This window comes from Stenotrophomonas sp. BIO128-Bstrain (genome assembly GCF_030128875.1).
In the GTDB taxonomy this organism is placed as follows: domain Bacteria; phylum Pseudomonadota; class Gammaproteobacteria; order Xanthomonadales; family Xanthomonadaceae; genus Stenotrophomonas; species Stenotrophomonas bentonitica_A.
On record NZ_CP124620.1, the window covers coordinates 2112954 to 2134998 of the forward strand.

General features: G+C 66.8%; 21 protein-coding genes. 6 read left to right on the forward strand and 15 right to left on the reverse strand.

From position 1 onward, the window contains the following. Positions 1-47 precede the first annotated feature (47 nt). On the reverse strand, positions 48-1259 hold the full coding sequence (locus POS15_RS09410; protein WP_019183224.1) for an efflux RND transporter periplasmic adaptor subunit: 1212 nt from the start codon (positions 1257-1259) through the stop codon (positions 48-50). 90 nt (positions 1260-1349) lie between these two features. Beyond that, positions 1350-2123, reverse strand: a complete 774-nt coding sequence (locus POS15_RS09415; RefSeq protein WP_019183225.1) for an SDR family oxidoreductase — start codon at positions 2121-2123, stop codon at positions 1350-1352. Between the two features lie 367 nt (positions 2124-2490). Between POS15_RS09415 and POS15_RS09420 the strand changes: the two genes are divergently transcribed. Then, entirely contained in the window at positions 2491-3513 is a 1023-nt protein-coding gene (locus tag POS15_RS09420; protein ID WP_019183226.1) for a LysR family transcriptional regulator, read from the forward strand. 206 nt (positions 3514-3719) lie between these two features. Here the strand turns inward: POS15_RS09420 and POS15_RS09425 are convergent, their stop codons facing one another. Then, on the reverse strand, positions 3720-4415 hold the full coding sequence (locus tag POS15_RS09425) for an OmpA family protein (RefSeq protein ID WP_019183227.1): 696 nt from the start codon (positions 4413-4415) through the stop codon (positions 3720-3722). Positions 4416-4566: 151 nt separating this feature from the next. Then, a complete protein-coding gene (locus tag POS15_RS09430; RefSeq protein ID WP_046272933.1) occupies positions 4567-5982 on the reverse strand; it encodes a deoxyribodipyrimidine photo-lyase in 1416 nt (471 codons plus the stop codon). 219 nt (positions 5983-6201) lie between these two features. Between POS15_RS09430 and POS15_RS09435 the strand changes: the two genes are divergently transcribed. Then, on the forward strand, positions 6202-6831 hold the full coding sequence (locus tag POS15_RS09435; protein WP_046272932.1) for a superoxide dismutase: 630 nt from the start codon (positions 6202-6204) through the stop codon (positions 6829-6831). A gap of 112 nt (positions 6832-6943) precedes the next feature. Then, positions 6944-7270: a tetratricopeptide repeat protein gene (locus POS15_RS09440; protein ID WP_019183230.1), complete on the forward strand. Its 327-nt coding sequence runs from the start codon at positions 6944-6946 to the stop codon at positions 7268-7270. A 211-nt stretch (positions 7271-7481) separates the two neighbouring features. Here the strand turns inward: POS15_RS09440 and POS15_RS09445 are convergent, their stop codons facing one another. The 4 genes from POS15_RS09445 to POS15_RS09460 are packed head-to-tail and all read right to left on the reverse strand — an operon-like array spanning position 7482 to position 13258. Next, positions 7482-8117: an inorganic diphosphatase gene (locus POS15_RS09445; RefSeq protein WP_046272930.1), complete on the reverse strand. Its 636-nt coding sequence runs from the start codon at positions 8115-8117 to the stop codon at positions 7482-7484. Positions 8118-8166: 49 nt separating this feature from the next. Then, a complete protein-coding gene (locus tag POS15_RS09450; RefSeq protein ID WP_284129633.1) occupies positions 8167-9516 on the reverse strand; it encodes a metallophosphoesterase family protein in 1350 nt (449 codons plus the stop codon). A 32-nt stretch (positions 9517-9548) separates the two neighbouring features. Then, positions 9549-10682 carry a phytase gene (locus POS15_RS09455; RefSeq protein ID WP_019183233.1) on the reverse strand — a complete coding sequence of 378 codons (1134 nt, stop codon included), beginning with the start codon at positions 10680-10682 and terminating at the stop codon, positions 9549-9551. After that, positions 10682-13258 (reverse strand): TonB-dependent receptor, encoded by a 2577-nt coding sequence (locus POS15_RS09460; protein WP_284129569.1) that lies wholly within the window; start codon positions 13256-13258, stop codon positions 10682-10684. The genes POS15_RS09455 and POS15_RS09460 overlap by 1 nt, the downstream gene beginning before the upstream one ends. 206 nt (positions 13259-13464) lie before the next feature. Between POS15_RS09460 and upp the strand changes: the two genes are divergently transcribed. Both upp and POS15_RS09470 read left to right on the forward strand, forming a co-directional pair. Then, positions 13465-14100 (forward strand): uracil phosphoribosyltransferase, encoded by a 636-nt coding sequence (upp, locus tag POS15_RS09465; protein ID WP_019183235.1) that lies wholly within the window; start codon positions 13465-13467, stop codon positions 14098-14100. Positions 14101-14208: 108 nt separating this feature from the next. Beyond that, complete coding sequence (locus tag POS15_RS09470; protein WP_046272929.1) at positions 14209-14493, forward strand: PsiF family protein; 285 nt, start codon at positions 14209-14211, stop codon at positions 14491-14493. Positions 14494-14561: 68 nt separating this feature from the next. Here the strand turns inward: POS15_RS09470 and POS15_RS09475 are convergent, their stop codons facing one another. The 6 genes from POS15_RS09475 to rsmD all read right to left on the reverse strand — a co-directional run bounded on the left by POS15_RS09475 (position 14562) and on the right by rsmD (position 19347). Further along, positions 14562-15449: an MBL fold metallo-hydrolase gene (locus POS15_RS09475; protein ID WP_019183237.1), complete on the reverse strand. Its 888-nt coding sequence runs from the start codon at positions 15447-15449 to the stop codon at positions 14562-14564. Positions 15450-15545: 96 nt separating this feature from the next. Further along, positions 15546-17282: a gamma-glutamyltransferase gene (ggt, locus tag POS15_RS09480; RefSeq protein WP_046272928.1), complete on the reverse strand. Its 1737-nt coding sequence runs from the start codon at positions 17280-17282 to the stop codon at positions 15546-15548. After that, the gene (locus POS15_RS09485) at positions 17279-17563 is read right to left on the reverse strand and encodes a YfhL family 4Fe-4S dicluster ferredoxin (RefSeq protein WP_070427136.1); all 285 of its coding nucleotides are present in this window, start codon (positions 17561-17563) and stop codon (positions 17279-17281) included. The genes ggt and POS15_RS09485 overlap by 4 nt, the downstream gene beginning before the upstream one ends. Before the next feature lie 125 nt (positions 17564-17688). Beyond that, positions 17689-18180 carry a hypothetical protein gene (locus POS15_RS09490; protein WP_019183240.1) on the reverse strand — a complete coding sequence of 164 codons (492 nt, stop codon included), beginning with the start codon at positions 18178-18180 and terminating at the stop codon, positions 17689-17691. A 47-nt stretch (positions 18181-18227) separates the two neighbouring features. Further along, positions 18228-18737 (reverse strand): pantetheine-phosphate adenylyltransferase, encoded by a 510-nt coding sequence (coaD, locus tag POS15_RS09495; protein ID WP_019183241.1) that lies wholly within the window; start codon positions 18735-18737, stop codon positions 18228-18230. 7 nt (positions 18738-18744) lie between these two features. Next, positions 18745-19347 carry a 16S rRNA (guanine(966)-N(2))-methyltransferase RsmD gene (gene rsmD, locus POS15_RS09500; RefSeq protein WP_284129570.1) on the reverse strand — a complete coding sequence of 201 codons (603 nt, stop codon included), beginning with the start codon at positions 19345-19347 and terminating at the stop codon, positions 18745-18747. A 327-nt stretch (positions 19348-19674) separates the two neighbouring features. Here rsmD and htpG point away from each other — a divergent pair, with 327 nt between their 5' ends. Next, positions 19675-21573 (forward strand): molecular chaperone HtpG, encoded by a 1899-nt coding sequence (gene htpG, locus POS15_RS09505; RefSeq protein WP_019183243.1) that lies wholly within the window; start codon positions 19675-19677, stop codon positions 21571-21573. Positions 21574-21664: 91 nt separating this feature from the next. Here the strand turns inward: htpG and POS15_RS09510 are convergent, their stop codons facing one another. Next, a complete protein-coding gene (locus tag POS15_RS09510) occupies positions 21665-21961 on the reverse strand; it encodes a hypothetical protein (protein WP_284129571.1) in 297 nt (98 codons plus the stop codon). Between the last annotated feature and the right edge of the window lie 84 nt (positions 21962-22045).

Consider the following 22045-nt stretch of genomic DNA (forward strand, 5'->3'; position numbering starts at 1 on the left):
ACCGTTGGTCGGCTGCTATGTAGAACCGACGGTCAGTCGGCTGCCCTTCAATTCTTTGCAACAGCCGGCGCGGCTACCGGTGCGACAACCGGCTGCATCGCAACGGCCTTGGCCTGGACCGGCATGCCGGGCATGAAGACTTTCTGCACGCCATCGATGATCACGCGGTCACCGGCCTTCAGGCCCTGCTCGACGATACGCAGGCCGTCGGCATTGCGGCCGAGTTCGATATCGCGGCGCTGTGCCTTGTTGTCCTTGTCGACCACATAGACGAACTTGCGGTCCTGATCGGTCAGCACGGCCTTTTCATCGATCAGCATGGCCTGGAACTGGCCACTGCCCAGCAGCTGCACGCGGGCGAACAGGCCCGGAGTGAACGCGCGGTCGGCGTTGTCCAGCAGCGCGCGGACCCGGATGGTGCCGGTGCTGCGGGTCACCTGGTTGTCCAGGAAGTCGACCTTGCCTTCATGCGGGAAACCATTCTCACCGGACAGGCCCACCTTCACCGGCAGTTCGCTGTCGCGCTCGCTCGGGCGTTCGCCCTTGCGGGCCATCTGTGCGTAACGCAGGAAGGTGCCTTCATCGGCATCGAAGTAGACGTGGACCTTGTCCAGCGAGACCAGCGTGGTCAGCACGCTGGCACTGTCGCCGGCGGTGACCAGGTTGCCGGCGGTCACCATCGCGCGCCCGGCGCGACCGTTGATGGGGGCGCGCACCTGGGTGAACTCCATGTTCAAGCGCGCCGCATCCACCGCCGCCTGCGCGGCCTGCACCTGCGCCAGCGCCTGCTCGGAAACGGCACGACGCTGTTCCCAGGTCTCGGTGGAGATTGCCTGCTGGTCGGACAGACGACGGGCACGGTCGGCTTCGCTGCGGCTCACCTGGGCCTGGGTGCGCGCGCGGTTGAGCTCGGCGGTGGCGCGGTCCAGCTCGGCGCGGTAGCTGCGTGCGTCGATGGTGAACAGCACATCGCCCTTCTTGACCTCCTGGCCTTCGACATAGTTGACCTTGTCGATGTAGCCGGAGACGCGCGGACGCAGCTCAACGCTTTCGACCGCTTCGACGCGGCCACTGAAGTCGTCCCACTGGCTGACCTGCTTGACCAGCACCGGCGCGGCACTGACCGACGGCGGCGGCGGCATGCCCGCTTCTTCAGCATGACTGCCACTGCAGGCAGTCAGCACCGCGGCGGCAAGGATCGAAACGCCGGCCATGGCCAGCCGTCGGGTGAAACGTTGCGGGGAGGAGTTGGAAGTCATGACATGCATCCGTACGTAGGGGTGGTGATACAGAATCGAAAACGTGGGGCGACGTGGGGGCGTAGCCTGGGACCTGAACCTTGGTAGAGGTCAAGCCGTGCCGGCCGTGTTGCGCGACATCGGTGGAGGGCGGTCGAGGTGCAGCAGTCCGCGCGGCAGTTCGGCATCGCGCGCATCGCAGCGGACGATGGCGCGGTTGTCGGTGCAGTTGTCGAGCAGCGAGACAACACGGCGGCCGACCAGCAGCGCGCTCGGCCACTCGATGCAGGCCTTGGCCGCATTGGCCGGGGTACACACCGGATCGCACACTTCCAGCATCTGCGCACGCACGCCCAGGGCCTGGGCTTCCTGGTGCAGCACCTGCGCGTACATGCGCGTGGCCGACATGGTGATGGAGGACTCGCCATGCCCGGCCCACGGCTTGAAGCCGGCCGGGCCGCCCACCAGCACGTAGCGCCGCGCCTGCGCGCCGCCGCGCAGCAGCGGCAGCAGATGCCGGCCGGCGTGCACGTGCGGCATCACGTCGGCCTGCAGCGCCTGCAGCAACGCGTCGCCGCTGCGGTCGGTCACCCGCCCGCGGTTGTACGGGCCGCCCATCGCATCCACCACCGCAGCCAGCGCGCGCGGGCGCCCGCCGATGCGCTCGGCCACCGTGCGCGCCGAGCCATCATCGCCCAGCGAACCGAGCAGGACTTCCAGGCCCGGCTCGTCGGCGAACTGCTCCTGCAGCGCCGCCAGCCGGCCGGGATCGCGGCCGACCACCAGCACGGGGCTGCCGGCCTCCAGCAAGGCCGCCACGATGCCCTGGCCCACGCTGCCGGTGCCACCGAGCACCAGCACCTCGGGGGCCAATGTCCCATTCATGGGACTTTCACTCCCGTCGCCGGGATAATCCCAATTCGGCCCAGTCGATCGCCACCGCGGGCGCCCAGGCGGATGCTGCCGCCACGCTGCATGTTGGCAGGCGGAGTGAATTCGCGGAAAGCCTTGCGGGAGAGGGATCCCGGGCGAGCTTCAACGGTCATCGCGAGGTCCAGCGGGGCGCTGGGGCCGCTACGCAGGCGGCCAAGAATGTTCCGCAACCACATGGTTGACGTCCTTCATATCTGGAATGGCGCCAGATTAGTCTTCAAACTCCCCCTTGATTAGTCCGGATTTAGGGGAATAATCATCCCGTGCTCGGCACAATCATTTGCGGCACTCTTCCCCTCCCCCGACTTTGGATCCCGTCATGGCCCACGATCTCAACGACACGCTGATCTTCGTCAAAGTGGTCGAGCAAGGCAGTTTCATCGCCGCCGCCACGGCACTGGGGCTACCCAAGACCACGGTCAGCCGCAAAGTGCAGGAACTTGAAACGCGCCTGGGCGCACGGCTGCTGCACCGGACCACCCGCCGCCTCGGCCTCACCGAAGCCGGCTCGGTCTATCACGAGCATTGCCAGCGCATCGCACGCGAGCTGGAGGAAGCCGAAGGCGCGGTCAACCAGCTGCAGTCCGGGCCGCGCGGCTGGCTGCGCTTCACCGTGCCCTATTCGATCGGCATCACCTGGATCGCGCCGCTGCTGGGTCAGTTCCATGCGCAGTACCCGGAAATCCAGCTGGACATGCACCTGGGCAATGAAAAGCTGGATCTGATCGCCGGTGAGGCGGATCTGGCGCTGCGCGTGGGCACCCTGCCCGACTCCAACCTGGTGGCACGCAAGCTTGGCAGTCTGCGTACGCAGGTGTTTGCCAGCCCGGCGTATATCGAACGCTACGGCGAGCCGCTGCATCCGGATGAGCTGCAGTTCCACCGCATCCTGGCGATGCGCAAGGCGCGCAACCTCAACAACAACCGGTTCTTCTGGCAGCTGGGCGAGAACGGCGGCGAACTGCTGGATTTCCCGGTCAACCCGCTGCTGGTGGCCAACGACCCGTCCGCCTTGAATGGTGCCTTGGTATGCGGCGAAGGCCTGCTGCTGACCGGTGACGTGATGGCCAAGCCGTTCGTCGAATCGGGCATGGTGCGCCGCGTACTGGCCGGCTGGACCGGGCCGGAAGTGGACTTCAACGCGGTGTTCGCCGGCGGCCGGCTGGTGTCGCCGAAGGTCCGCGCGTTCGTCGATTTCCTGGTGGAGAAGATGAACTTCGATGCGAACTACATGCTCGCGCAGTGCCCGGCGGCCAAGCTGGCCAAGCAGCAGCAGACCCAGGTGGAAACCGAGCTGCAGGCGACCGGGAAGCGCATCCTGGAGACGGTGACCGCGGGGTGATTCTGACCATGCTTCATCAGCGCAGTGCCGTGTGAACGACAACGCCGCCCCTTGGGCGGCGTTGTCGTTTTGGTGTTGCGGGTGTGCGAGTGGACGAGATTGTTCAGGGCGTCCCGGCCCACGGCCGGTCCCCACAAGAATGCCGCCTGCAAGGGCGGCATTCTGTTCCCGCCTACGGCGCGAACGTTGCAACAAAACGCGTCGCGTTATTGTTGCAACGGAATCACACGGATCTCGACACGGCGGTTCTGCGCGCGGCCGGCATCGGTGTTGTTGTCGGCAATCGGGTAGGCCTTGCCGGCACCCAGGGTTTCGATGCGGGCGCGCTGCACGCCCTGGCCGGCCAGGTAGGCGGCGACCGAATCGGCACGTTCCTTGGACAGGCGGTTGTTGACCGCGTCGCTGCCGATGCTGTCGGTATGGCCGACCACTTCGATCATCGTCTGGTTGTACTCGGCCAGCGTGCTGGCCACGCCATTGAGCGAGCTGTAGAACTGCGGCTTCAGGGTGGACTTGCCGAAATCGAAGGTGATGCCGTCCGGCAGATTCAGGGTCAGGTTGTCACCATCACGGGAGACGTCGATACCGGTATTGGCGGTACGTTCGCGCAGGGCGCGTTCCTGGCGGTCCTGGTACTGGCCGACGGCCGCGCCGCTCAGTGCACCGATACCGGCGCCGATCATGGCGTGCTGGCGGCGCTCGGTGGCGCTGTTGCCGCTGAGCAGGCCGGCGGCGACGCCGACGGCAGTGCCGATCAGGGCGTTGCGGCCGGTGCGGTTCTGCTGTTCGACGGGGTTGCCGTACTGGTCACTCTGCACGTAGGAGCCACCGGTGGCGCAGGCCGTCAGGGCGGCAGCAGTCATCAGGGCCAGGGCCACGTTGCGGGTTGCGGGTCGAATCATGAGGGTTCTCCTTGGTTACCGGACGGCGCCGGCTTGCGGGCCGTGAAGAGCATAAACAGCCCAACGCGATGCCGGCATGATGAATGGCACGCTCGGCAGCTCCCTGTTCAGGTAAACGCTTACCCCAGAACCGGATGATCCAAGATGGCCATCACGCCCCGCCTGAGTGCCGATACGCGGCCAAGGCGGCGTCGCGGCCTTCGCCCAGATCCACCAGCGGCAAGGCGGGATAGGCTGGGGCGTGCTCGGCCAGCAGCTGCGGCGATTGCCAGGGCGCGAAGCGTGCCTTCAGCGGCAGCGCGGCCAGTTCCGGCACCCAGCGCGTGATGTAACGCGCCTGCGGATCGAACTTCTGCGACTGCGTCACCGGATTGAAGATCCGGAAGTACGGCGCAGCGTCGGCCCCCGTGCCGGCCACCCACTGCCAGCCCATGGTGTTGTTGGCCAGGTCTGCATCGACCAGCGTGTCCCAGAACCAGCGCGCACCTTCGCGCCAATGCTGGCGCATGTGCTTGCACAGGTAGCTGGCGACGATCATGCGCACGCGGTTGTGCATGTAGCCGGTGGCCCACAGCTCACGCAGGCCCGCATCCACGATCGGAATGCCGGTGCGGCCCTGCTGCCATGCACGCAGCGCGTCCGCATCGGGCTTGGCCCATTGGAACTGATCGAAGCGCGGGTTGAGGTTGTGGTCCGGCGTCTGCGGGAAGTGATGCAGCAGGTGATACGAAAACTCGCGCCAGCCCAGCTCGCGGATGTAGCCGTCGATGTCGGCATCGCGGCTGGCACTGCGCTCGCCCTGCAGCCGGCGGACGATCTGCCACGGGGCAATCTCGCCGAAATGCAGGTGCGGCGACAGCAGCGAGGTGCCCACCCGGTCCGGCAGATCACGCTGCTCGCGATAGCCGTTGAGGGCACCATCGATGAACACCGTCAGCGCTTCGTGCGCACCGGCCTCGCCTGGTTGCCAGTGGTCCCAGAACTGCCGGTCCCACGGTATCGAGGGTGCCAGGCCGAAGGCATCGAGCGTTTCGCCGCCCGCCGTGTGCGCGGGCAGCCGGTCAGGCACGCGGGTGGGCGCCGGCAGCTGCAGGCGCGTCAACGCATTGCGCCAGAATGGCGTGAACACTTTGTACGGCCCACCCTGCTGGGTCGCCACGTCCCACGGCTCGAACATCAGGCTGCCGTTGTGGCTCTCGGCCTCAATGCCCTGCTCGCGCAGTTCGCGCTTGATCTTCGCATCGCGCGGCTGCGTGGCCGGCTCGTACTTGCGGTTCCAGTAGACCGCCACCGCCCCGGTCTGCTCGATCAGCTGCTGCAGCTGCGCCTGGCTGTCGCCCTGGCGCAGCACCAGCGAAGAACCGCGCGCACGGAGGTCAGCGTCCAGCGCCGCCAGCGAGCGGTGCAACCAGCTGTTCGACGCGCCGCCCGGCGCCCACTCGCCTTCTTCCCGGGGCGCATGGATGTAGACCGGCACCGGCACATGGCCGGCATCCAAGGCCGCCTGCAGGGCCGGGTTGTCCTGCAACCGCAGGTCACGGCGAAACCACACCAACGCTACCGACACGAGACTACCCCGGAAGATTCGAGAGGCAATGATAGCCAGTGCAGGTGAAGGACAGGCAGCGATCACGCGCGGATGGTCCGCACTGTTCCACATCGCCGTGCTTGACCTCAATCACGCTTGAGGTTCTATCGTGGCGTCCACCGAACCAACGCGGGCCTGCCGAAGCCCCTGTGCTTCGTACCTGTACCGACCCGCCCTTTCGTTTTGCTGGAGATACCCATGGCTTACACCCTCCCCGCCCTGCCCTACGCCTACGACGCACTCGAACCGCACTTCGATGCACGCACGATGGAAATCCATCATGCCAGGCACCACCAGACCTACGTCACCAATCTCAATGCCGCCCTCACCGATGCCGGGATCGAGAGCGCGGATATCGACGCGCTGATCGCCGATATCGGGTCCCTGCCCGAAGGGGTGCGCAACGCCGTCCGCAACAACGGTGGCGGGCATGCCAACCACAGCCTGTTCTGGACGGTGCTGACCGCCAGCGGCGGCACGCCGGAAGGCGCTGTGGCGCAGGCGATCGATCGCGACCTCGGCGGCTACGCCGCGTTCAAGGAGGCCTTCACCAAGGCCGCGCAGACCCGCTTCGGCAGTGGCTGGGCGTGGTTGACGTTGAGCCGCGATGGCAAGCTTCTGGTGGAGAGCAGCCCGAACCAGGACAACCCCTTGATGGGCGACGTTGCGGGCCTCTCCGGTGGCACGCCGATCCTGGGGCTGGATGTGTGGGAACACGCTTACTACCTGAACTACCAGAACCGCCGCCCGGATTACATCGCTGCGTTCTTCGAGCTGATCGACTGGACCGAAGTCGCGCGCCGTTACCAGGCCGCCGGCGGCCGTTGATGGACACGGGTCCCGCACTCGGCCTCGGCACGCAGCCCTCCGCCACGCCGTCCGAGGCTGCAGTGCTGGACCCGCCGCTTGCCCGCCTCACCGCTGCCTGAGTCTGCATCGAATGGATATCTCCGCACTGCAACGTCTGCTCGAGCAGGGCCGCGACAGCGCCCTGCTCCGCTTCGGCCTGGGCAAGGCCCTGCTCGACGCGGGTCACACCGCGGAAGCGGTCATCCATCTGCAGCGCTGTGTCGCACAGGATCCACGGTACTCGGCGGGCTGGAAATGGCTGGGCAAAGCCCATCTGGCGGCCGGGGATTCGGAGGCGGCGGCACAGGCATGGCAGCAAGGCAGTGCTGTCGCCGGGACCAACGGCGACAAGCAGGCGGTCAAGGAAATGGCCGTGTTCCTGCGGCGGCTGCAGAAGGCGAGCGCCGGCCCGGCGTGATCGGCCGGGAGGGCTACCAGAGCAGACCGTTGTGGATCACGGTCAGTACGCCGCGCTTGATCTCCTCTTCCATGTGCCGTCGCCCCGTCCCTTGAATGGCCTGCCATCGGCAGTGCCCCGCCGCAGGGCATCGAGCATAGCGGACGAGCTCGGCGTCACGGAAGGTGGTGCGTGAGCGGCGGATCAGCAGCCGCTCCCGTGACCTGGGCCCTCAGTCGCCTTTCGCGTGCCGCTGCTGCGCATCGAAACGCTGCATCGAAGCACGGATCAGCGCCTTGGCCTCGGCGGCATTGCCCCAACCGTTGAGCTGGACCGGGTTGCGGCCGGCCGGCAGGTCCTTGTAGACGCGGAAGAAGGCTTCGATGCGCTGCCGTTCGATCAGCGGCAGGTCGTCCAGATCGCGGATGGTGGCGTAGGTGGGGTCGATCTTGTCAGTCGGCACGCCGATCACCTTTTCATCCTGCTCGCCGTCATCGACCATCTTCAGGAAGCCGATCGGACGGAACCGCACGATCACGCCAGGATGCAGCGGCTCCCGGGTCAGCACCAGCGCGTCGAGCGGGTCGTTGTCGCCCGCCAACGTGCGCGGCATCGAGCCGTAGTTGGCCGGGTAGGCCACCGGCATCGACTGGAAGCGGTCCACGTGGACCAGGCCGTCCTCCTTGATCTCGTATTTGGTGACGCTGCCAGCCGGGATCTCCACGGCCAGATTCACCTCTTCCGGGGCATTGTTCGGCTGCGCGGCAAGGAACGGGTGCAGCACTGCGTTGCCGGCCACGCCGGCGCCGGTGAGCAGCAGCAGGGACGCGGCCAACACAGCCCGCCCGATGGAACGGCGATGGATCATCTCGGTCTCCACGAAGGGCCGGGCACGCCGCAGCGGCCCGGCCGGTCGGTCATTCCCAGCAACGGTCGGCGCGCCCCTTGAGGGTATGCGCGCGCGTGCAGTCACGGGGGGCGATGCGTCCCTGCGTCAGTTCGGTCTTCTGTTTGCGACCATCGGTGCCACGTGTCAACTCGAAACCGTCGTACAGGCGTCCGGTGACCGTGCGCGCCTCGTAACGCAGATGGGTCGGGTCGATCTTCAGCACCTGGAACAGCTGCGTGTCCTCGCCGACCGGCGCCATGGTGGCGCGGGCCTCATCGGACAGCCGGTACTGCTTCGGCCCGGCCACGGTGACCACGAACTGCGGCGTCGCGCCCTGGCCTTCACCGCGGCGGCCATAGGTATGGTCATGGCCCTGCAGCACCAGATCGACCTGGTGACGGCGCACCACCGGCAGCAGCACATCGCGCAGCTCGGTGTTCTCGCGGCCTTCGCGCGGGGAATAGAACGGCTGGTGCAGCAGGACGATGCTCCACGGGTGCGGGTTGTCGGCCAGCACCGTGTCCAGCCACGCCGCCTGCGCCTTGGCCGTGCCCAGATCGAGCGCGGAGGTGCCATCGAGCACCGCGATACGCACGCCCTGGTAGTCGAACCAGTAGGTGCTGGTGTCCGCGGCGTCCACGCCGTTGCGCGGCAGCGCGAACGTCACCGGCCAGTGGCGACCGAGCACGCGACGCTCCTGCGGGGTGTCTTCGAACTCCTCGAAGTACTCATGGTTGCCGATCGCCGGGGCGACCGCGGTTTCCTGCGGCAGCCAGCCGGCGGCGGCGAACCACTCGCCCCACTCGCTGTCGTCCTGCCCATCGCCCCCACTGACCAGGTCACCGGCGAACAGGCTCAGGCGCGCGTCCGGGGCGGCCTTGATGCCGGCCCGCATCACCCGGGAGACGTGGCTGAGGTTCTTGTTCTGGGTATCACCGAAATACAACAGGGTCAGCGGCTGCTCGGCACGGCCGGCGGTGCGCAGCTGGTTCCAGGCACTCCAGGTGTTCTGTCCCTGCACGCGCCACAGATACAGCGTGTCCGGCTGCAGGCCAGTCACGTCCGCACGGTGATGGTGGGACGTGCCGAGTTCGGTGCTCAGCGCCTGGGTGGTGGCGGTGATGCGGGTCGGCGTGCCGACATCCGGAGAGTCGCCGGCCAGCACCCATTCCAGCACCGGTGCCTTGACCGAGGTATCGGTGCGCCAGGCGACCGAGAAGCCGTGGGCAGCGTCCTGCGCCGGGGAGGCGACCAGCCGGTCCGGGAATCCGCTCGCAGCGTAATGGCGGTTGCCGGCCGGGACCTGGGTGTTGGGTTCGGCACCGGTCTCGGCCTCGTTCTTTGCCACGGCGCTGCCACTGCACAGCAGCAGCCCCAGTGCGAGCGCGGTCAGGGCGGCAGGAACGCGGCTCACGCGCCACACTCCAGCGGCAGCGACAACTGCTTGGCGATGCTGGCCCAATCGAAGGCCACTACGCCCTGGTCATCGTGCACGGCGTACAGCGCGCCGTTCGGGAAACGCGCGGACGGCGCCTGCATCGACCAGATGCCGTCGGTGTTGGCCACCGTGTTGCCCTGGAAGGCGCCGACGTGCTTCAAGGTGTGGCGGTCGAACAGGTGGAACACGCTGCGCTGCTTCCCCTGCTCGGTGGTGATCCACCAGCCATCCTTGCCGCAGGTCCGCAGCATCACGCCTTCGGCCTGGGCCTGGAAGGCATCGCGGCCGAACGTGGTGCCGCTGAAGCGACCTTCCAGCGTGTAGACCTTGAACTCGCTGGCGTAGGTTTCGTCCTCTTCGGCGATCAGCAGGCGGTCGTTGGCGGGGTCGCCCCAGATCGATTCGACCACGCGCAGCGCGCCCGCTTCGGTGGTGTCACCGATGCTGGCGGTGAGCGAGGCCTGCGCCTTGCCGCCCTGCACAGTGAGCGCATACCGGCGCACGCGCTTGTCCAGCTCGGCCAGCGGCGGCAGCACATCGTTGCCCTGCGCGTCTTCGCCAGCGTCGTAGGAATCGGTGACGTACACGTCGTAGCCGCTGCCGAGCTTGTTCACCCACACCCCGTACGGCTTGCGCAGCTCATCGGCGCCGAACACGCCCAGCGGGGTGAAGTCCGGCAGCTGCAGCACCTGTACACGGTGATTGTCACGCTCAACGATCAGCACCAGGTCATCGACCACGGCGATGCCGTTGGGGCGGTCGAACTGGCCCGGCGCCGTGCCGAGGCTGCCGACATCGCGCAGCTTCGCGCCGGTCTGTCCGTCATAGACCACCAGCTTGTCGGTGGCCTTGGCGGTGGCGATCAGCCAGACCTGGCCGTCGGGCGTGGTCCAGCTGGCCGGCGAGTCGATGTTGTCGTCCGGGGTCATCGGGGTCAGGAACGCCTCGGCGACCGTGGCGACCTGGCGCGCGGCGGAGGCGTCGGCAGCAGCTGTCGGCGCCGCGGGTGCCGCAGGGTCCGGCGTCGCTGCTCCGGGGGCGGCGGCAGGCCTGCAGGCGGTCAACAGCGCCAGCGCGAGCAGGCTCAGGCAATGGGAGGCGCGCATCACAGGGCCACCTTCAGGCCGAGGGCGTAGGTACGGCCATACTCCTCGTTCTGCAGGGTGCGCGAGCGCACGCCCTGGTACAACTCCAGCGGCTTGTCGAGCAGGTTCTGCGCTTCGAAGTAGACGCTCACGTTCGAGGTGATCTTGTAGTCCATGCTGAAGTCGAGCTGGGTGTTGGGTGCGACGTAGATGTCATACGCGCGGCTGTCGCCCAGCGAGTCCAGATACTCGCTGCGGTAGACCGCTGCCACGCGGGTGCTGAAGCCGGCCTTTTCATAGCCGATGTGCGCGCTGTACACATGCTTGGAGGCACGCGGCAACATGAAGTCGTCGCGCTCGCGACCGGCCACGCCCGGGTCGAAATCGGTGTCCAGCCAGGTACCGCTGGCGCCGACCAGCAGGCCATCCCAGCCGGCCGGCAGGAAGGCGAGCTGCTGCTGCCAGTTGAACTCGGCACCCTTGACCGTGGCCTTGTTGCCGTTGATCACCCGGGTAACTTCGAAGCCGGGATACGCCGGATCCGTGTTGCTCACCGTGTTGACGATATAGCCATCGATCGACTTGTGGAACACCCCCAGCGAGACGATGCCGGTGCTGCCGAGGTACTTCTCGAGCGACAGGTCGATGTTCTTCGATTCGTACGGGTCCAGCTGCGGGTTGCCGATCCGCACTTCCTCATCGCCCCGGCTCAGGCCGACACGCGGCGCCACATCGCCGAACGAGGGGCGCGAGACGGTCTTGTTGGCGGCCGCGCGCAGCACCCAGTCATCGCCTGCGTCGTAGCGCAGGTGCAGGCCAGGCAGCACATTGGTGTAGCTGCGGCTCACGCTCAGCGGGGTGACCGTGAAGCTGCGGCCGTTGGGCGCCACCTCCACGCTGTTGCCGGTGGCACTGAACTGGGTGTTCTCCACGCGTACGCCGCCGATGATGCGCAGCGCGCCAACATCCCAGGTGCCCATCGCGTAGCTGGCGAAGATGTCCTCGCTGGCGGTGTAGTCCTCTTCCAGCGAGGCCAGGGCGTTGCCGCCGGCATCCTGCGGGCGGGCGCTGTACTGGCCGCCCTGCTGGGCCCAGTAGCGCCGCATGGCGTCCGAGCTCATCCCCTGGCCGAGGCTGCCGCCCCGGTGATCGGGCGTGGAGGTGGTCCAGTCAGACAACGCCACGTCCGGGCCGACCCGCAGTTCGCGCTCATCCACGTTGACGTCGCGGTCGCGCCAGCGGCCCAGCAGGCCGATCTTGTAGCTGGACGAATCCCCATCGAAGCGCACGTTGATCTGCGCGCTGCGCTCGCTGTCGTTGACCTGCTTGGGCGACACCACGAAACGATCGAAATCGTAGTTGCCGTTGTCCATCCACTGCGTGCTGGTCAGGGTATAGCGCGGGATGCCGCTGTTCTGATCGACGCTGGCACCCAGGTCATCGCCGTTGTACTCGAAGCGCGCCTCCATCTCGTCGTTGACGCGCTCTTCGGTACGCGTGTAGCCGACCTTGTAATCGACCACCGCATTGGTCAACCGGTTCTCGCCGCCGGCGCTGGTGGTGAACGTGTTTTCCTTCTTGGTGCGGTAGCGCATGCGCTTCTGGATCGCATCGGCCGGCAGGTCATCGACGCGGTACTGGTTGTTGCCCAGCGCGGTGACCTCGCCATCGCCGAAGTTGAAGAGGGTGCGCTGGCGGGTTTCGGCATCGTCGAACTGGCTGTACAGCGTGCGCAGGTAATACCGGTTGTCCTCGTCCGGGTGCCAGTCCAGGTTGAGGTTGGCGCCGATGCGCTTGCGCTCGATCTCGTACTTGCGCTGCTGCAGGCTGTTGGCGAACAGGTCGTCCTCGGCACCGCCGTCGAACTCGCCGTACTCCACTTCGGTGTTGTCGGACTCGAACTTGCGGTTCTGGTAGTTCACACCCAGCGCCACGCCGAAGGTATCGGCGAACACTTCGCTGTAGTTGATCGCGGCCTTCGGGCTGGTATTGCCGGAGAGCTGCTGGTGGCTGGCTTCGATCTTGCCGCGCAGGTTGCGGCCTTCGCGGTCGAACGCCGAAGCCGACTCGACCAGGATTGCGCCACCGATGGCGTCGCCCGGCATGTCCGGGGTGGGCGACTTGACCACGCGCAGGCGCTCGGTCGAGTCGGAGGGGATCACGTCCAGCGGTGCAGCGCGGCTGGAGTCTTCCGGGGTGCCGATGGCGATGCCGTCGACACTGACGCTGTTGAGATTGGCATCCAGGCCACGGATGACCACGAAGCGCCCCTCGCCCTGGTCCCGGGTGACACTGACGCCGGGCAGGCGCTGCAGCGATTCGGCCACGTTCTGGTCCGGGTAGACGCCCATGGCATCGGAGGACACTGCATCTTCGATCGCATCGCTGCTGCGCTTGAGGTCGACCGCGCGCGTCTGCGACTCCAGCTGCGGGCGTACTTCCACGCGGTCCAGGTCGATGGCGGCGGCACCGGCACCGGCGGCGGCACTGCCGGCCAGCGTGCTGCCATCGGGCGTATCGGCGGCATGGGCGGACGGGGTGATCACCGCCAGCAATGAAAGGCTGATCGCCAGGCCCAACGGACGCTTCTTCTGCACTGCATTCCCCAATCTGTGTAAAGAATGGGTCAGCACGGTATGTCCGGGAGGTTGCATGGGGATGACACCGGGGACATCTAGGGCGGAGATCGGGGTCGCGGGCCTGCCGAGCATGGCTCGGCACTACCGGGCATGGCGGCTTCGGCTTTTGGCTTCGGTTGGGTGTTGCGGCACACTAGTGACCTCTCCTCTCCCCTGATTCCCCCATGAAAATCGTCGAAGTGCGCCATCCGCTGGTGCAGCACAAGATCGGCCTGATGCGCGATGCGTCCCTGAGCACCAAGGACTTCCGCGAGCTGGCCAATGAACTCGGTGGGCTGCTGGCCTATGAGGCCACCGCCGACCTGGATACCGAAGCCCACACCATGGCCGGCTGGGCCGGCCCGGTCACGGTGCAGCGCATCGCCGGGGCCAAGATCACCGTGGTGCCGATCCTGCGTGCCGGGCTGGGCATGCTCAGTGGCGTGCTCTCGCTGATCCCCGCCGCGCGGGTGAGCGTGGTCGGCCTGCAGCGCGATGAGGAAACCCTGCAGCCGGTGCCCTACTTCGAGCGCCTGACCGGCCGCCTGGAAGAGCGCGATGCGCTGATCCTGGACCCGATGCTGGCCACCGGCGGCACCCTGATCGCCACCATTGACATGCTCAAACGCGCTGGCGCCCGCCGCATCAAGGGCATCTTCCTGGTCGCCGCGCCGGAAGGCATCGCCGCCGTGCAGGCCGTGCATCCGGACGTGGAGATCTTCACCGCCGCCATCGATGCCCAGCTCAACGAGAAGGGCTACATCCTGCCGGGCCTGGGCGATGCGGGCGACCGCATCTTCGGGACCCGCGTGGTCGGTTGATCCGCTCGTTCTGACCGGCGGCCAGCACCGGCCGCCGGTGCTTCACACGGCCTGGCCATGGCCAGGCAGAAGCTGCGCGCACCATCAACCCGTGCGTGGAGCTGCGTCATGAAGACCCTGTCCCTGCTGGCCTGCCTGCTGTTTCTGGGTGGCCCTGTGATCGCCAGCGCGGCGACCCCGCAGCAACAGCGGATGGCCGATTGCTCGGCCAGGAACAAAGGCAAGACCGGCGAGGACTACAAAACTGCACAGAAGGCCTGCCTGAGCGCTCCGGCGCCGACGGCGAGCACGCCGCAGGAGCGCATGAAGACCTGCAACGCCGATGCGGCCGCGAAGAAGCTGGCCGGCGATGCGCGCAAGACGTTCATGAGCGGGTGTTTGAAGGCGCATTGACGCGTTGAGCGGGTAATGCCCGCGGCGTGGGTGCCGTGCCGACCAACGGTCGGCACCTACCGCAGGCGTTACGCGAGCGCGCGGGCCTTCAGTTCGCCCTGTTCGTGCACGGTGCCGAAGCGGCCCTTCTCATCGCGTGACACCTGCGCCAGCGCGCACTGCGGGTCGTGGGTGAAAAACAGATGGACGTTGCGGGCCAGTTTGTCTTCCAGGAAGCTGCGTTTCTCGTCGATCAGCAGTTCGGCGTTACGGTCGTAGCCCATGGTGATCGGTACGTGCACCCACGAGCGGCCGGGAATCAGGTCCGCACAGAACACCACCCCACCCCGCGCCTGGCCATCCACGCTTTCGGGGCCGATGATCTCGGCCAGCATCAGGCCCGGCGTGTGCCCGTCACTGAAACTGAAACGCACGCTGTCGCCCAGCGTCCTGGAGTGCGGGCCGTCGACGATTTCAAGCCGACCGCTTGCCTGCAGCAGGCCAGGCAGTTCGGGGATGAAGCTGGCACGGTCGCGCGGGTGCGGGTGCAGCGCGCGCGCCCAGTGCTCGGCGCCGACCAGGAAGGTCGCATTCGGGAACAGCAGTTCGGGCGTGCGCCCTTCGCTCCACGGCGCCAGCAGTCCACCGGCATGATCGAAATGCAGATGGCTCAGCACCACCACGTCGATGTCCTCGTGCTCGAAACCGGCCTCGCGCAGGGATTCGATCAGCACATGGCCGGGTTCCTGCACGCCGTAGCGGTCACGCAGCTTCGGTTCGAAGAAGGCCCCGATACCGGTTTCGAACAGCACGGTCTTGCCCGCCAGCGGGCTGGCAAGCAGTGCACGGCAGGCCAGTTCGATCCGGTTGAGATCGTCCGGTGCCGCCCACTTTTCCCACACCGCGCGCGGGGCGTTGCCGAACATCGCACCGCCGTCGAGTTTCTGGGTGTTACCGCGGATGGACCATAGTTTCATTCGCAAATTATCGTCGCGTGCCCGTTAAATATTCGCTAGCCATCGCCCATGAAAAAACCCCGCCACTGGGACGGGGTTTCTCGTTTCTGCGGTCAGTCAGTGCGCCTGGCTGACCGCGGCGCTGCCGACCGGATTGCGCGGGTCGCTGCCGCCGCTGAGCACGTTGCTGCGACGGTCCCATTCCACGGTCTGCAGGTTGCCCCAGACGTGGCTGGAACCGCGGCCGCCAGCTGCGGTATCGCCGGGCAGGTCGATCTTGTGGCCCATCGCCTGCAGCTGCTTGATGGTGCCCACATCGAAGGTACCGTCCTCGGCCTCGATCAGGTCCGGCAGCCACTGGTGGTGGTAGCGCGGCAGCGCGGCGACCTGCTGGGCGGTCAGGCCGTCGTCGTACCCCAGGATGCCCAGCAGCACCATGGTGATGATGCGGCTGCCACCGGGCGTGCCGAGCACCACGACCTTGTCGGCGGACTCCATGAAGGTCGGGGTCATCGAGCTGAGCATGCGCTTGCCCGGCTTGGGCGCATTGGCCGCATAGCCCATCACGCCGAAGGCGTTCGGCGTGCCCGGCTTCAGCGCGAAATCGTCCATTTCATTGTTGAGCAGCACGCCGGTGCCGGACGGAATCAGGCCCGAGCCGTACAGCAGGTTCACGGTCTGGGTCGCGCCGACGCGGTTGCCTTCGCGGTCGATGATCGAGAAATGGGTGGTCTCGTCATCTTCCAGCGGGGTCGGGTTGCCCGACAGCAGATCGCTGGGGGTGGCCTTGTCCGGGTGGATGGTGGCACGCAGGCCCTGCGCGTAATCCTTGCTGGTCAGCACCTTCTGCGGGATGTCCACGAAGTCTGGATCGCCCAGGAAGAAGGTGCGGTCGCGGTAGGCGCGGCGCATGGCTTCCACCACCAGATGGGTGCGGTGCGCCGGATCCATCGATTTCAGGTCCCAGCCTTCCAGGATCTGCAGCATGGCGGCCAACGCGATCCCACCGGACGACGGCGGCGAGGCGGTGGTGATGGTCCAGTCGCGGTACTTGAAGGCGATCGGCTCGCGCAGCTTGACCCGGTAGCCGGCCAGTTCCTCGGCGGTCCAGTGTCCGCCGGCCTGCTTCACGCCCTTGAGCAGCAGCTTGCCGGTCTCGCCCCGGTAGAAGCCATCGAAGCCCTGGTCGGCCAGGCGCTCCATGGTCTTGGCCAGTTCCGGCTGGCGGAACAGGTCGCCCTCGGCGATCGGCTTGCCGTTGCGCTCGTAGACCTCGCGCGTGCCGGGATAGCGCTGCATCACCTCACGCCGGGACTGATAGCCCTTGGACATGCGCGCGTACACCGGGAAGCCATCGCGCGCGATGCGCATCGCCGGCTCCAGCGAGGTCTTCAGCGGCAGCTTGCCGTGCTTGGAGGACAGTTCCACCAGCGCGGCCGGCAGGCCCGGGATACCGGCCGACCAGGCGCCGTTGACCGAACGGTCGCGGTCCAGGTCACCCTTCTTGTCGAGAAACGCCTCGGGCGTGGCGGACTGCGGCGCGGTTTCGCGCGCGTCCAGCATCACGTCCTTGCCGGTGGCCGCATCGTGCAGCAGGAAGAACCCGCCGCCGCCCAGGCCGGAGCTGATCGGCTCGACCACCGCCAGCGTGGCAGACACGGCCACGGCGGCGTCGAACGCGTTGCCGCCCTTGGCCAGGATCTCCATGCCCGCTTCCGTGGCCAGGTGATGGCCACTGGCGACGGCGGCGCCGTCAGGGTGTTTGGCCAGAACCGCCGGTGCGGATTCCGCGGCCCAGGCACTTGGGGCCACCAGCAGGACGAGCAGCAACCAACGACGCGACAGCGTTCTCATTTCGGCAGAAACTCCGTGACATACAATTCGGGATGATCGCGCTGCAGCCCGTGCAGCTTGGCCAGCAGGGCGTCCTGGGTTTCCGGAATGTCCGGATCGGGATCGATGCATTCGACCGGGCAGACGACCACGCACTGGGGTTCGTCGAAATGCCCCACGCACTCGGTGCAGCGGGCCGGATCGATCACGTAGATGGTTTCACCCATCGAAATGGCCTGATTGGGACAGGCCGGCTCACAGACGTCGCAATTGACGCAGAGCTCATTGATTTTCAGCGACATGGCGTTACTCCACGCCCGCGCCGGCGGATGAGAACCGGCCCACGCGGGCGCGCGGGCCGGTCATCGGTGACGCCCCTGCGGGCGCCACCCGGGCCGCGCACAAGGCACGGCCGCCACTGCACGGGTTACTTGGCTTCGACGAAGATGTACTCGGCGCCGGTCGGCTGGATGATCGACTGGACGCGGGCGTTGTCGGCGGCCTTGCCGATGAACACCACGCGCACACCCTTCATCGAGTCCGGCGAGACGTCCTTGAACACGGCCTGGATCATGTCGGCCATCTTGGCCGAGGCCGAGGAACCGAAGGCCAGCATGTTGCCCGGCTGCACGCCACGGCCCACGGCCTGGGTGGCGCTTTCGACCTGGCGCTCATACTTGGCCGCGAATTCCGGGTCCGATTCCGGGGCGAGGTAGTACAGGTACGGGCTGTTGCTGATGTTGCCCATGTTCTGCACGGCCACGGCCTGCAGGTACTTCTTCCAGCCGGCATCGTCATCGGCAGCCGGGGCGACCAGCGCCTGCTGGGCTTCGACGACCGGCGCGGCCTCTTCCTTCTTGCAGGCGGTGAAGGCCAGCGCGAACGACGCGATCAACATGGCACGCATGGTGTTGTTCATGGAATTCCTCCCTTGGTGATTCTTGGTATGTATGGGTCTGACAGGTACTACGCTTGGCCCGACTTCGCTTCACGGACCTTGCGCAGTGCCTCAAGCACGGCGGACGGCACGAAGCCGGACACGTCGCCGCCCAGGCGGGCGATCTCGCGGACCAGCGAAGACGAAATGAAGCTGTGTTGCTCGGCCGGGGTCAGGAACAGGGTCTCGACCTCCGGGATCAGATGGCGGTTCATGCTCGCCATCTGGAATTCGTACTCGAAATCGGAGACCGCGCGCAGCCCGCGCAGCAGCACCCCGCCCTGCACCGAGCGCACGAAATGCGCCAGCAGGGTATCGAAACCACGCACTTCCACGTTGCGGTTGTGGCCCAGCGCATCACGGGCGAGCTGGACGCGCAGCTCCAGCGGCAGCGTCGGCCCCTTGGACGGGCTCTGCGCCACGCCCACCACCACCTTCTCGAACAGGGGTGCAGCGCGGTTCACCAGATCGATGTGACCGTTGGTGATCGGATCGAAGGTGCCCGGGTAGACAGCAATGCGGCGGTTGGCCACGGTCATACGTCAGCTACGCGTGTTGGTCTGGTGAAAGTGTAGCAGTGGCGCGGCGATACAGGGCAAAACGGACCTCCCGGGTGCCCCCCTCGCGGTGCAGCAGCCACGACGCGGGCATCTTCGGCGCCTGATCGGCCGGGGACTCCACGTACACCCAGGCATCAGGCGCCAGATGCGGGGGCAGCCCCGCCATCACGGCCTCCCACAGCCCATCGGCAAACGGCGGATCGACGAACGCGATATCCGCCAGCGGTCCGGCCGGCTGCCGCAGCCACTGCAGCGCATCGGCCTGCACCACGGCGATCTGGTCCTGCGCCCCCAGCTTGGCGACCGACTCGCGCAGCTGCCGGGACAATGCGGGATCGCGCTCCACCAGCGTAGCCTGCGCCGCCCCGCGCGAGACCGCTTCCAGCCCCAGCGCCCCGCTGCCGGCGAACAGATCCAGCACCCGCGCCCCGCCCAGGCGCGGCATCAGCCAGTTGAACAGCGTCTCGCGCACCCGGTCACTGCTGGGCCGCAGCCCCGGCGACAGCGGCACCGGCAGCTTCGTATTGCGCCATTTGCCCCCGATGATCCGCACCTGGCCCACGGCAGCGGCCGGCTGACGCGGTTTCATGCGGGGCTCCGGAAATGGATGGCGATCGGATGGGCGAGCGGGCGGGAAAGCGTCATGGGCAGGCAGGCAGGTAGTTCAGGACGACATTCTAGGCGGTCCAGTCGCTGTCTTTGCCAGGCACCCCGATGCTGGAATGAAATGCAGCCACGCATGGCGTGGCTCTACCTGTCGCACGTCCGACCCACCCTGTAGAGGCAGGCGCCGCACTCCTGCTTGCGATTCGGCCCCGAAGGCTGCCGACACTCTTGAATTCGGGACAATCCACCCCTACCCCTTGAGCCAGCCGCCGCGCCGGGCGCGGCAATGTCCCAAGGAGCAACACGACCCATGACCGTGCAGACCCAAAAAGAAACCCTGGGCTTCCAGACCGAAGTCAAACAGCTGCTGCAGTTGATGATCCACTCGCTGTACTCCAACAAGGAAATCTTCCTTCGCGAGCTCATCTCCAACGCGGCCGATGCCTCGGACAAACTGCGCTTCGAAGCGCTGACCCAGCCGGCCCTGCTTGAGAACGACGGCGACCTGCGCATCCGCGTCAGCTTCGATGCCACCGCCAACACCCTGACCATCGACGACAACGGCATCGGCATGAGCCGTGACGAAGCGATCGCCCACCTGGGCACCATCGCCAAGTCCGGCACCGGCGACTTCCTGCGCCAGCTCTCCGGCGACCAGAAGAAGGACTCCCAGCTGATCGGCCAGTTCGGCGTCGGCTTCTACAGCGCCTTCATCGTCGCCGACCAGGTGGACGTGTACTCCCGCCGCGCCGGCCTGCCCGCCAGCGAGGGCGTGCACTGGTCCTCGCGCGGCGAAGGCGAGTTCGACGTGGAAAGCATCGACAAGCCCGAGCGCGGCACCCGCATCGTGCTGCACCTCAAGGATGACCAGCGCGACTTCGCCGATGGCTGGCGCCTGCGCGGCATCATCAAGAAGTACTCCGACCACATCGGCCTGCCGATCCAGATGGCCAAGGAACACCACGGCGAAGATGCCCCGGCCGAGGTCGAATGGGAAACCGTCAACCGTGCCAGCGCGCTGTGGACCCGCCCGCGCACCGAGATCACCGACGCCGAGTACCAGGAGTTCTACAAGCACGCCGCGCATGACCACCAGGATCCGCTGGCGTGGAGCCACAACAAGGTTGAAGGCAAGCTGGAGTACACCTCTCTGCTGTACGTGCCCGGCCATGCGCCGTTCGATCTGTACCACCGTGACGCGCCCAAGGGCCTGAAGCTGTACGTGCAGCGCGTGTTCGTGATGGACCAGGCCGAGCAGTTCCTGCCGCTGTACCTGCGCTTCATCAAGGGCGTGGTGGATTCCAACGATCTCTCGCTGAACGTTTCGCGTGAAATCCTGCAGTCCGGCCCGGTCATCGATTCGATGAAGTCGGCGCTGACCAAGCGTTCGCTGGACATGCTGGAGAAACTGGCCAAGGACAAGCCGGAGGTCTATGCCGGCTTCTGGAAGCAGTTCGGCCAGGTGCTCAAGGAAGGCCCGGCCGAGGACTACGGCAACCGCGAGAAGATCGCCGGCCTGCTGCGCTTCGCCTCCACCCATGACGACAGCGGCGAGCCCAGCGTCTCGCTGGCCGATTACGTGGGCCGCATGATCGAAGGCCAGGACAAGATCTACTTCCTGACCGGCGACAGCTACACCCAGGTCAAGGACAGCCCGCACCTGGAAGTGTTCCGCAAGAAGGGCGTGGAAGTGTTGCTGCTCACCGACCGCATCGACGAATGGTTGATGGGGTACCTGACCGAGTTCGACGGCAAGTCGTTCGTCGATGTCGCGCGTGGCGATCTGGACCTGGGCGCGCTGGAAACCGCCGAAGACAAGCAGGCCCAGGAAGCCGTGGCCAAGGACAAGCAGGCGCTGGTGGACCGTATCAAGGCCGCACTGGGCGATGACGTGGCCGACGTGCGCGTCTCGCACCGCCTGACCGACTCCCCGGCAATCCTGGCGATCGGCGAACAGGACCTGGGCCTGCAGATGCGCCAGATCCTGGAAGCCAGCGGCCAGAAGGTGCCCGACAGCAAGCCGGTGTTCGAGTTCAACCCCGGCCATCCGCTGATCGGCAAGCTGGACCAGGAAGGCGATGCCGCGCGCTTCGATGACCTCAGCCGCGTGCTGTTCGACCAGGCCGCGCTGGCCGCGGGCGACACGCTGAAGGACCCGGCGGCGTATGTGCGCCGGCTCAACAAGCTGTTGCTCGAGCTGTCGGCGTAAGTCGCTCTGCGGGTGGGTGCCGGCCAAGGGTCGGCACCTGCCGGCGTTGATGATGCGTGGCGCCGGACGGTGGCCGGCGTGCGCGATCGAGTCAGGCCCAGCGGTCGAGCAAGGTGCCCAGCATCTGGTCCTGGCGGCGGAGCACGGTCGCGTTGGCGGCGAACGCCAGCGCGGCTTCTCTGGCCGTGAGCAGGTCCGCGATCGGCGCATTGGCATCGTCGGGCGCGGTGATCACGGTGGCGGTGACGCCGCCGCCTGCCGCTGCAGTCTGCGCGACGCCCAGGCGGGTCGCATCCGGGACCGGCAACCGTGCCACGTTGGACGCGGCGGTCTGTACCCCGAGCGAGGCGGCACGCATGCCGGTACTGGCAATGGACATCACGCTCATCGGTCAACGTTTTCTGCTGTTCCGGCCGCGCCGGCATGGTGCAGCCCTTCACAACCGGTAACGGCCGCATCGGCCATTACTTGA

Excerpts from the sequence above, each read along its gene's own strand:
- POS15_RS09490 (WP_019183240.1), bottom strand. The coding sequence starts at position 18,180 with ATGAACAACACCATGCGTGCCATGTTGATCGCGTCGTTCGCGCTGGCC.
- upp (WP_019183235.1), top strand. The coding sequence starts at position 13,465 with ATGAAAATCGTCGAAGTGCGCCATCCGCTGGTGCAGCACAAGATCGGC.
- POS15_RS09510 (WP_284129571.1), bottom strand. The coding sequence starts at position 21,961 with ATGAGCGTGATGTCCATTGCCAGTACCGGCATGCGTGCCGCCTCGCTC.
- ggt (WP_046272928.1), bottom strand. The coding sequence starts at position 17,282 with ATGAGAACGCTGTCGCGTCGTTGGTTGCTGCTCGTCCTGCTGGTGGCC.
- coaD (WP_019183241.1), bottom strand. The coding sequence starts at position 18,737 with ATGACCGTGGCCAACCGCCGCATTGCTGTCTACCCGGGCACCTTCGAT.
- POS15_RS09445 (WP_046272930.1), bottom strand. The coding sequence starts at position 8,117 with ATGATCCATCGCCGTTCCATCGGGCGGGCTGTGTTGGCCGCGTCCCTG.
- rsmD (WP_284129570.1), bottom strand. The coding sequence starts at position 19,347 with ATGAAACCGCGTCAGCCGGCCGCTGCCGTGGGCCAGGTGCGGATCATC.
- POS15_RS09475 (WP_019183237.1), bottom strand. The coding sequence starts at position 15,449 with ATGAAACTATGGTCCATCCGCGGTAACACCCAGAAACTCGACGGCGGT.
- POS15_RS09485 (WP_070427136.1), bottom strand. The coding sequence starts at position 17,563 with ATGTCGCTGAAAATCAATGAGCTCTGCGTCAATTGCGACGTCTGTGAG.
- POS15_RS09435 (WP_046272932.1), top strand. The coding sequence starts at position 6,202 with ATGGCTTACACCCTCCCCGCCCTGCCCTACGCCTACGACGCACTCGAA.
- POS15_RS09455 (WP_019183233.1), bottom strand. The coding sequence starts at position 10,682 with ATGCGCGCCTCCCATTGCCTGAGCCTGCTCGCGCTGGCGCTGTTGACC.
- POS15_RS09440 (WP_019183230.1), top strand. The coding sequence starts at position 6,944 with ATGGATATCTCCGCACTGCAACGTCTGCTCGAGCAGGGCCGCGACAGC.
- POS15_RS09410 (WP_019183224.1), bottom strand. The coding sequence starts at position 1,259 with ATGACTTCCAACTCCTCCCCGCAACGTTTCACCCGACGGCTGGCCATG.
- POS15_RS09415 (WP_019183225.1), bottom strand. The coding sequence starts at position 2,123 with ATGAATGGGACATTGGCCCCCGAGGTGCTGGTGCTCGGTGGCACCGGC.
- POS15_RS09420 (WP_019183226.1), top strand. The coding sequence starts at position 2,491 with ATGGCCCACGATCTCAACGACACGCTGATCTTCGTCAAAGTGGTCGAG.
- POS15_RS09425 (WP_019183227.1), bottom strand. The coding sequence starts at position 4,415 with ATGATTCGACCCGCAACCCGCAACGTGGCCCTGGCCCTGATGACTGCT.
- POS15_RS09470 (WP_046272929.1), top strand. The coding sequence starts at position 14,209 with ATGAAGACCCTGTCCCTGCTGGCCTGCCTGCTGTTTCTGGGTGGCCCT.
- htpG (WP_019183243.1), top strand. The coding sequence starts at position 19,675 with ATGACCGTGCAGACCCAAAAAGAAACCCTGGGCTTCCAGACCGAAGTC.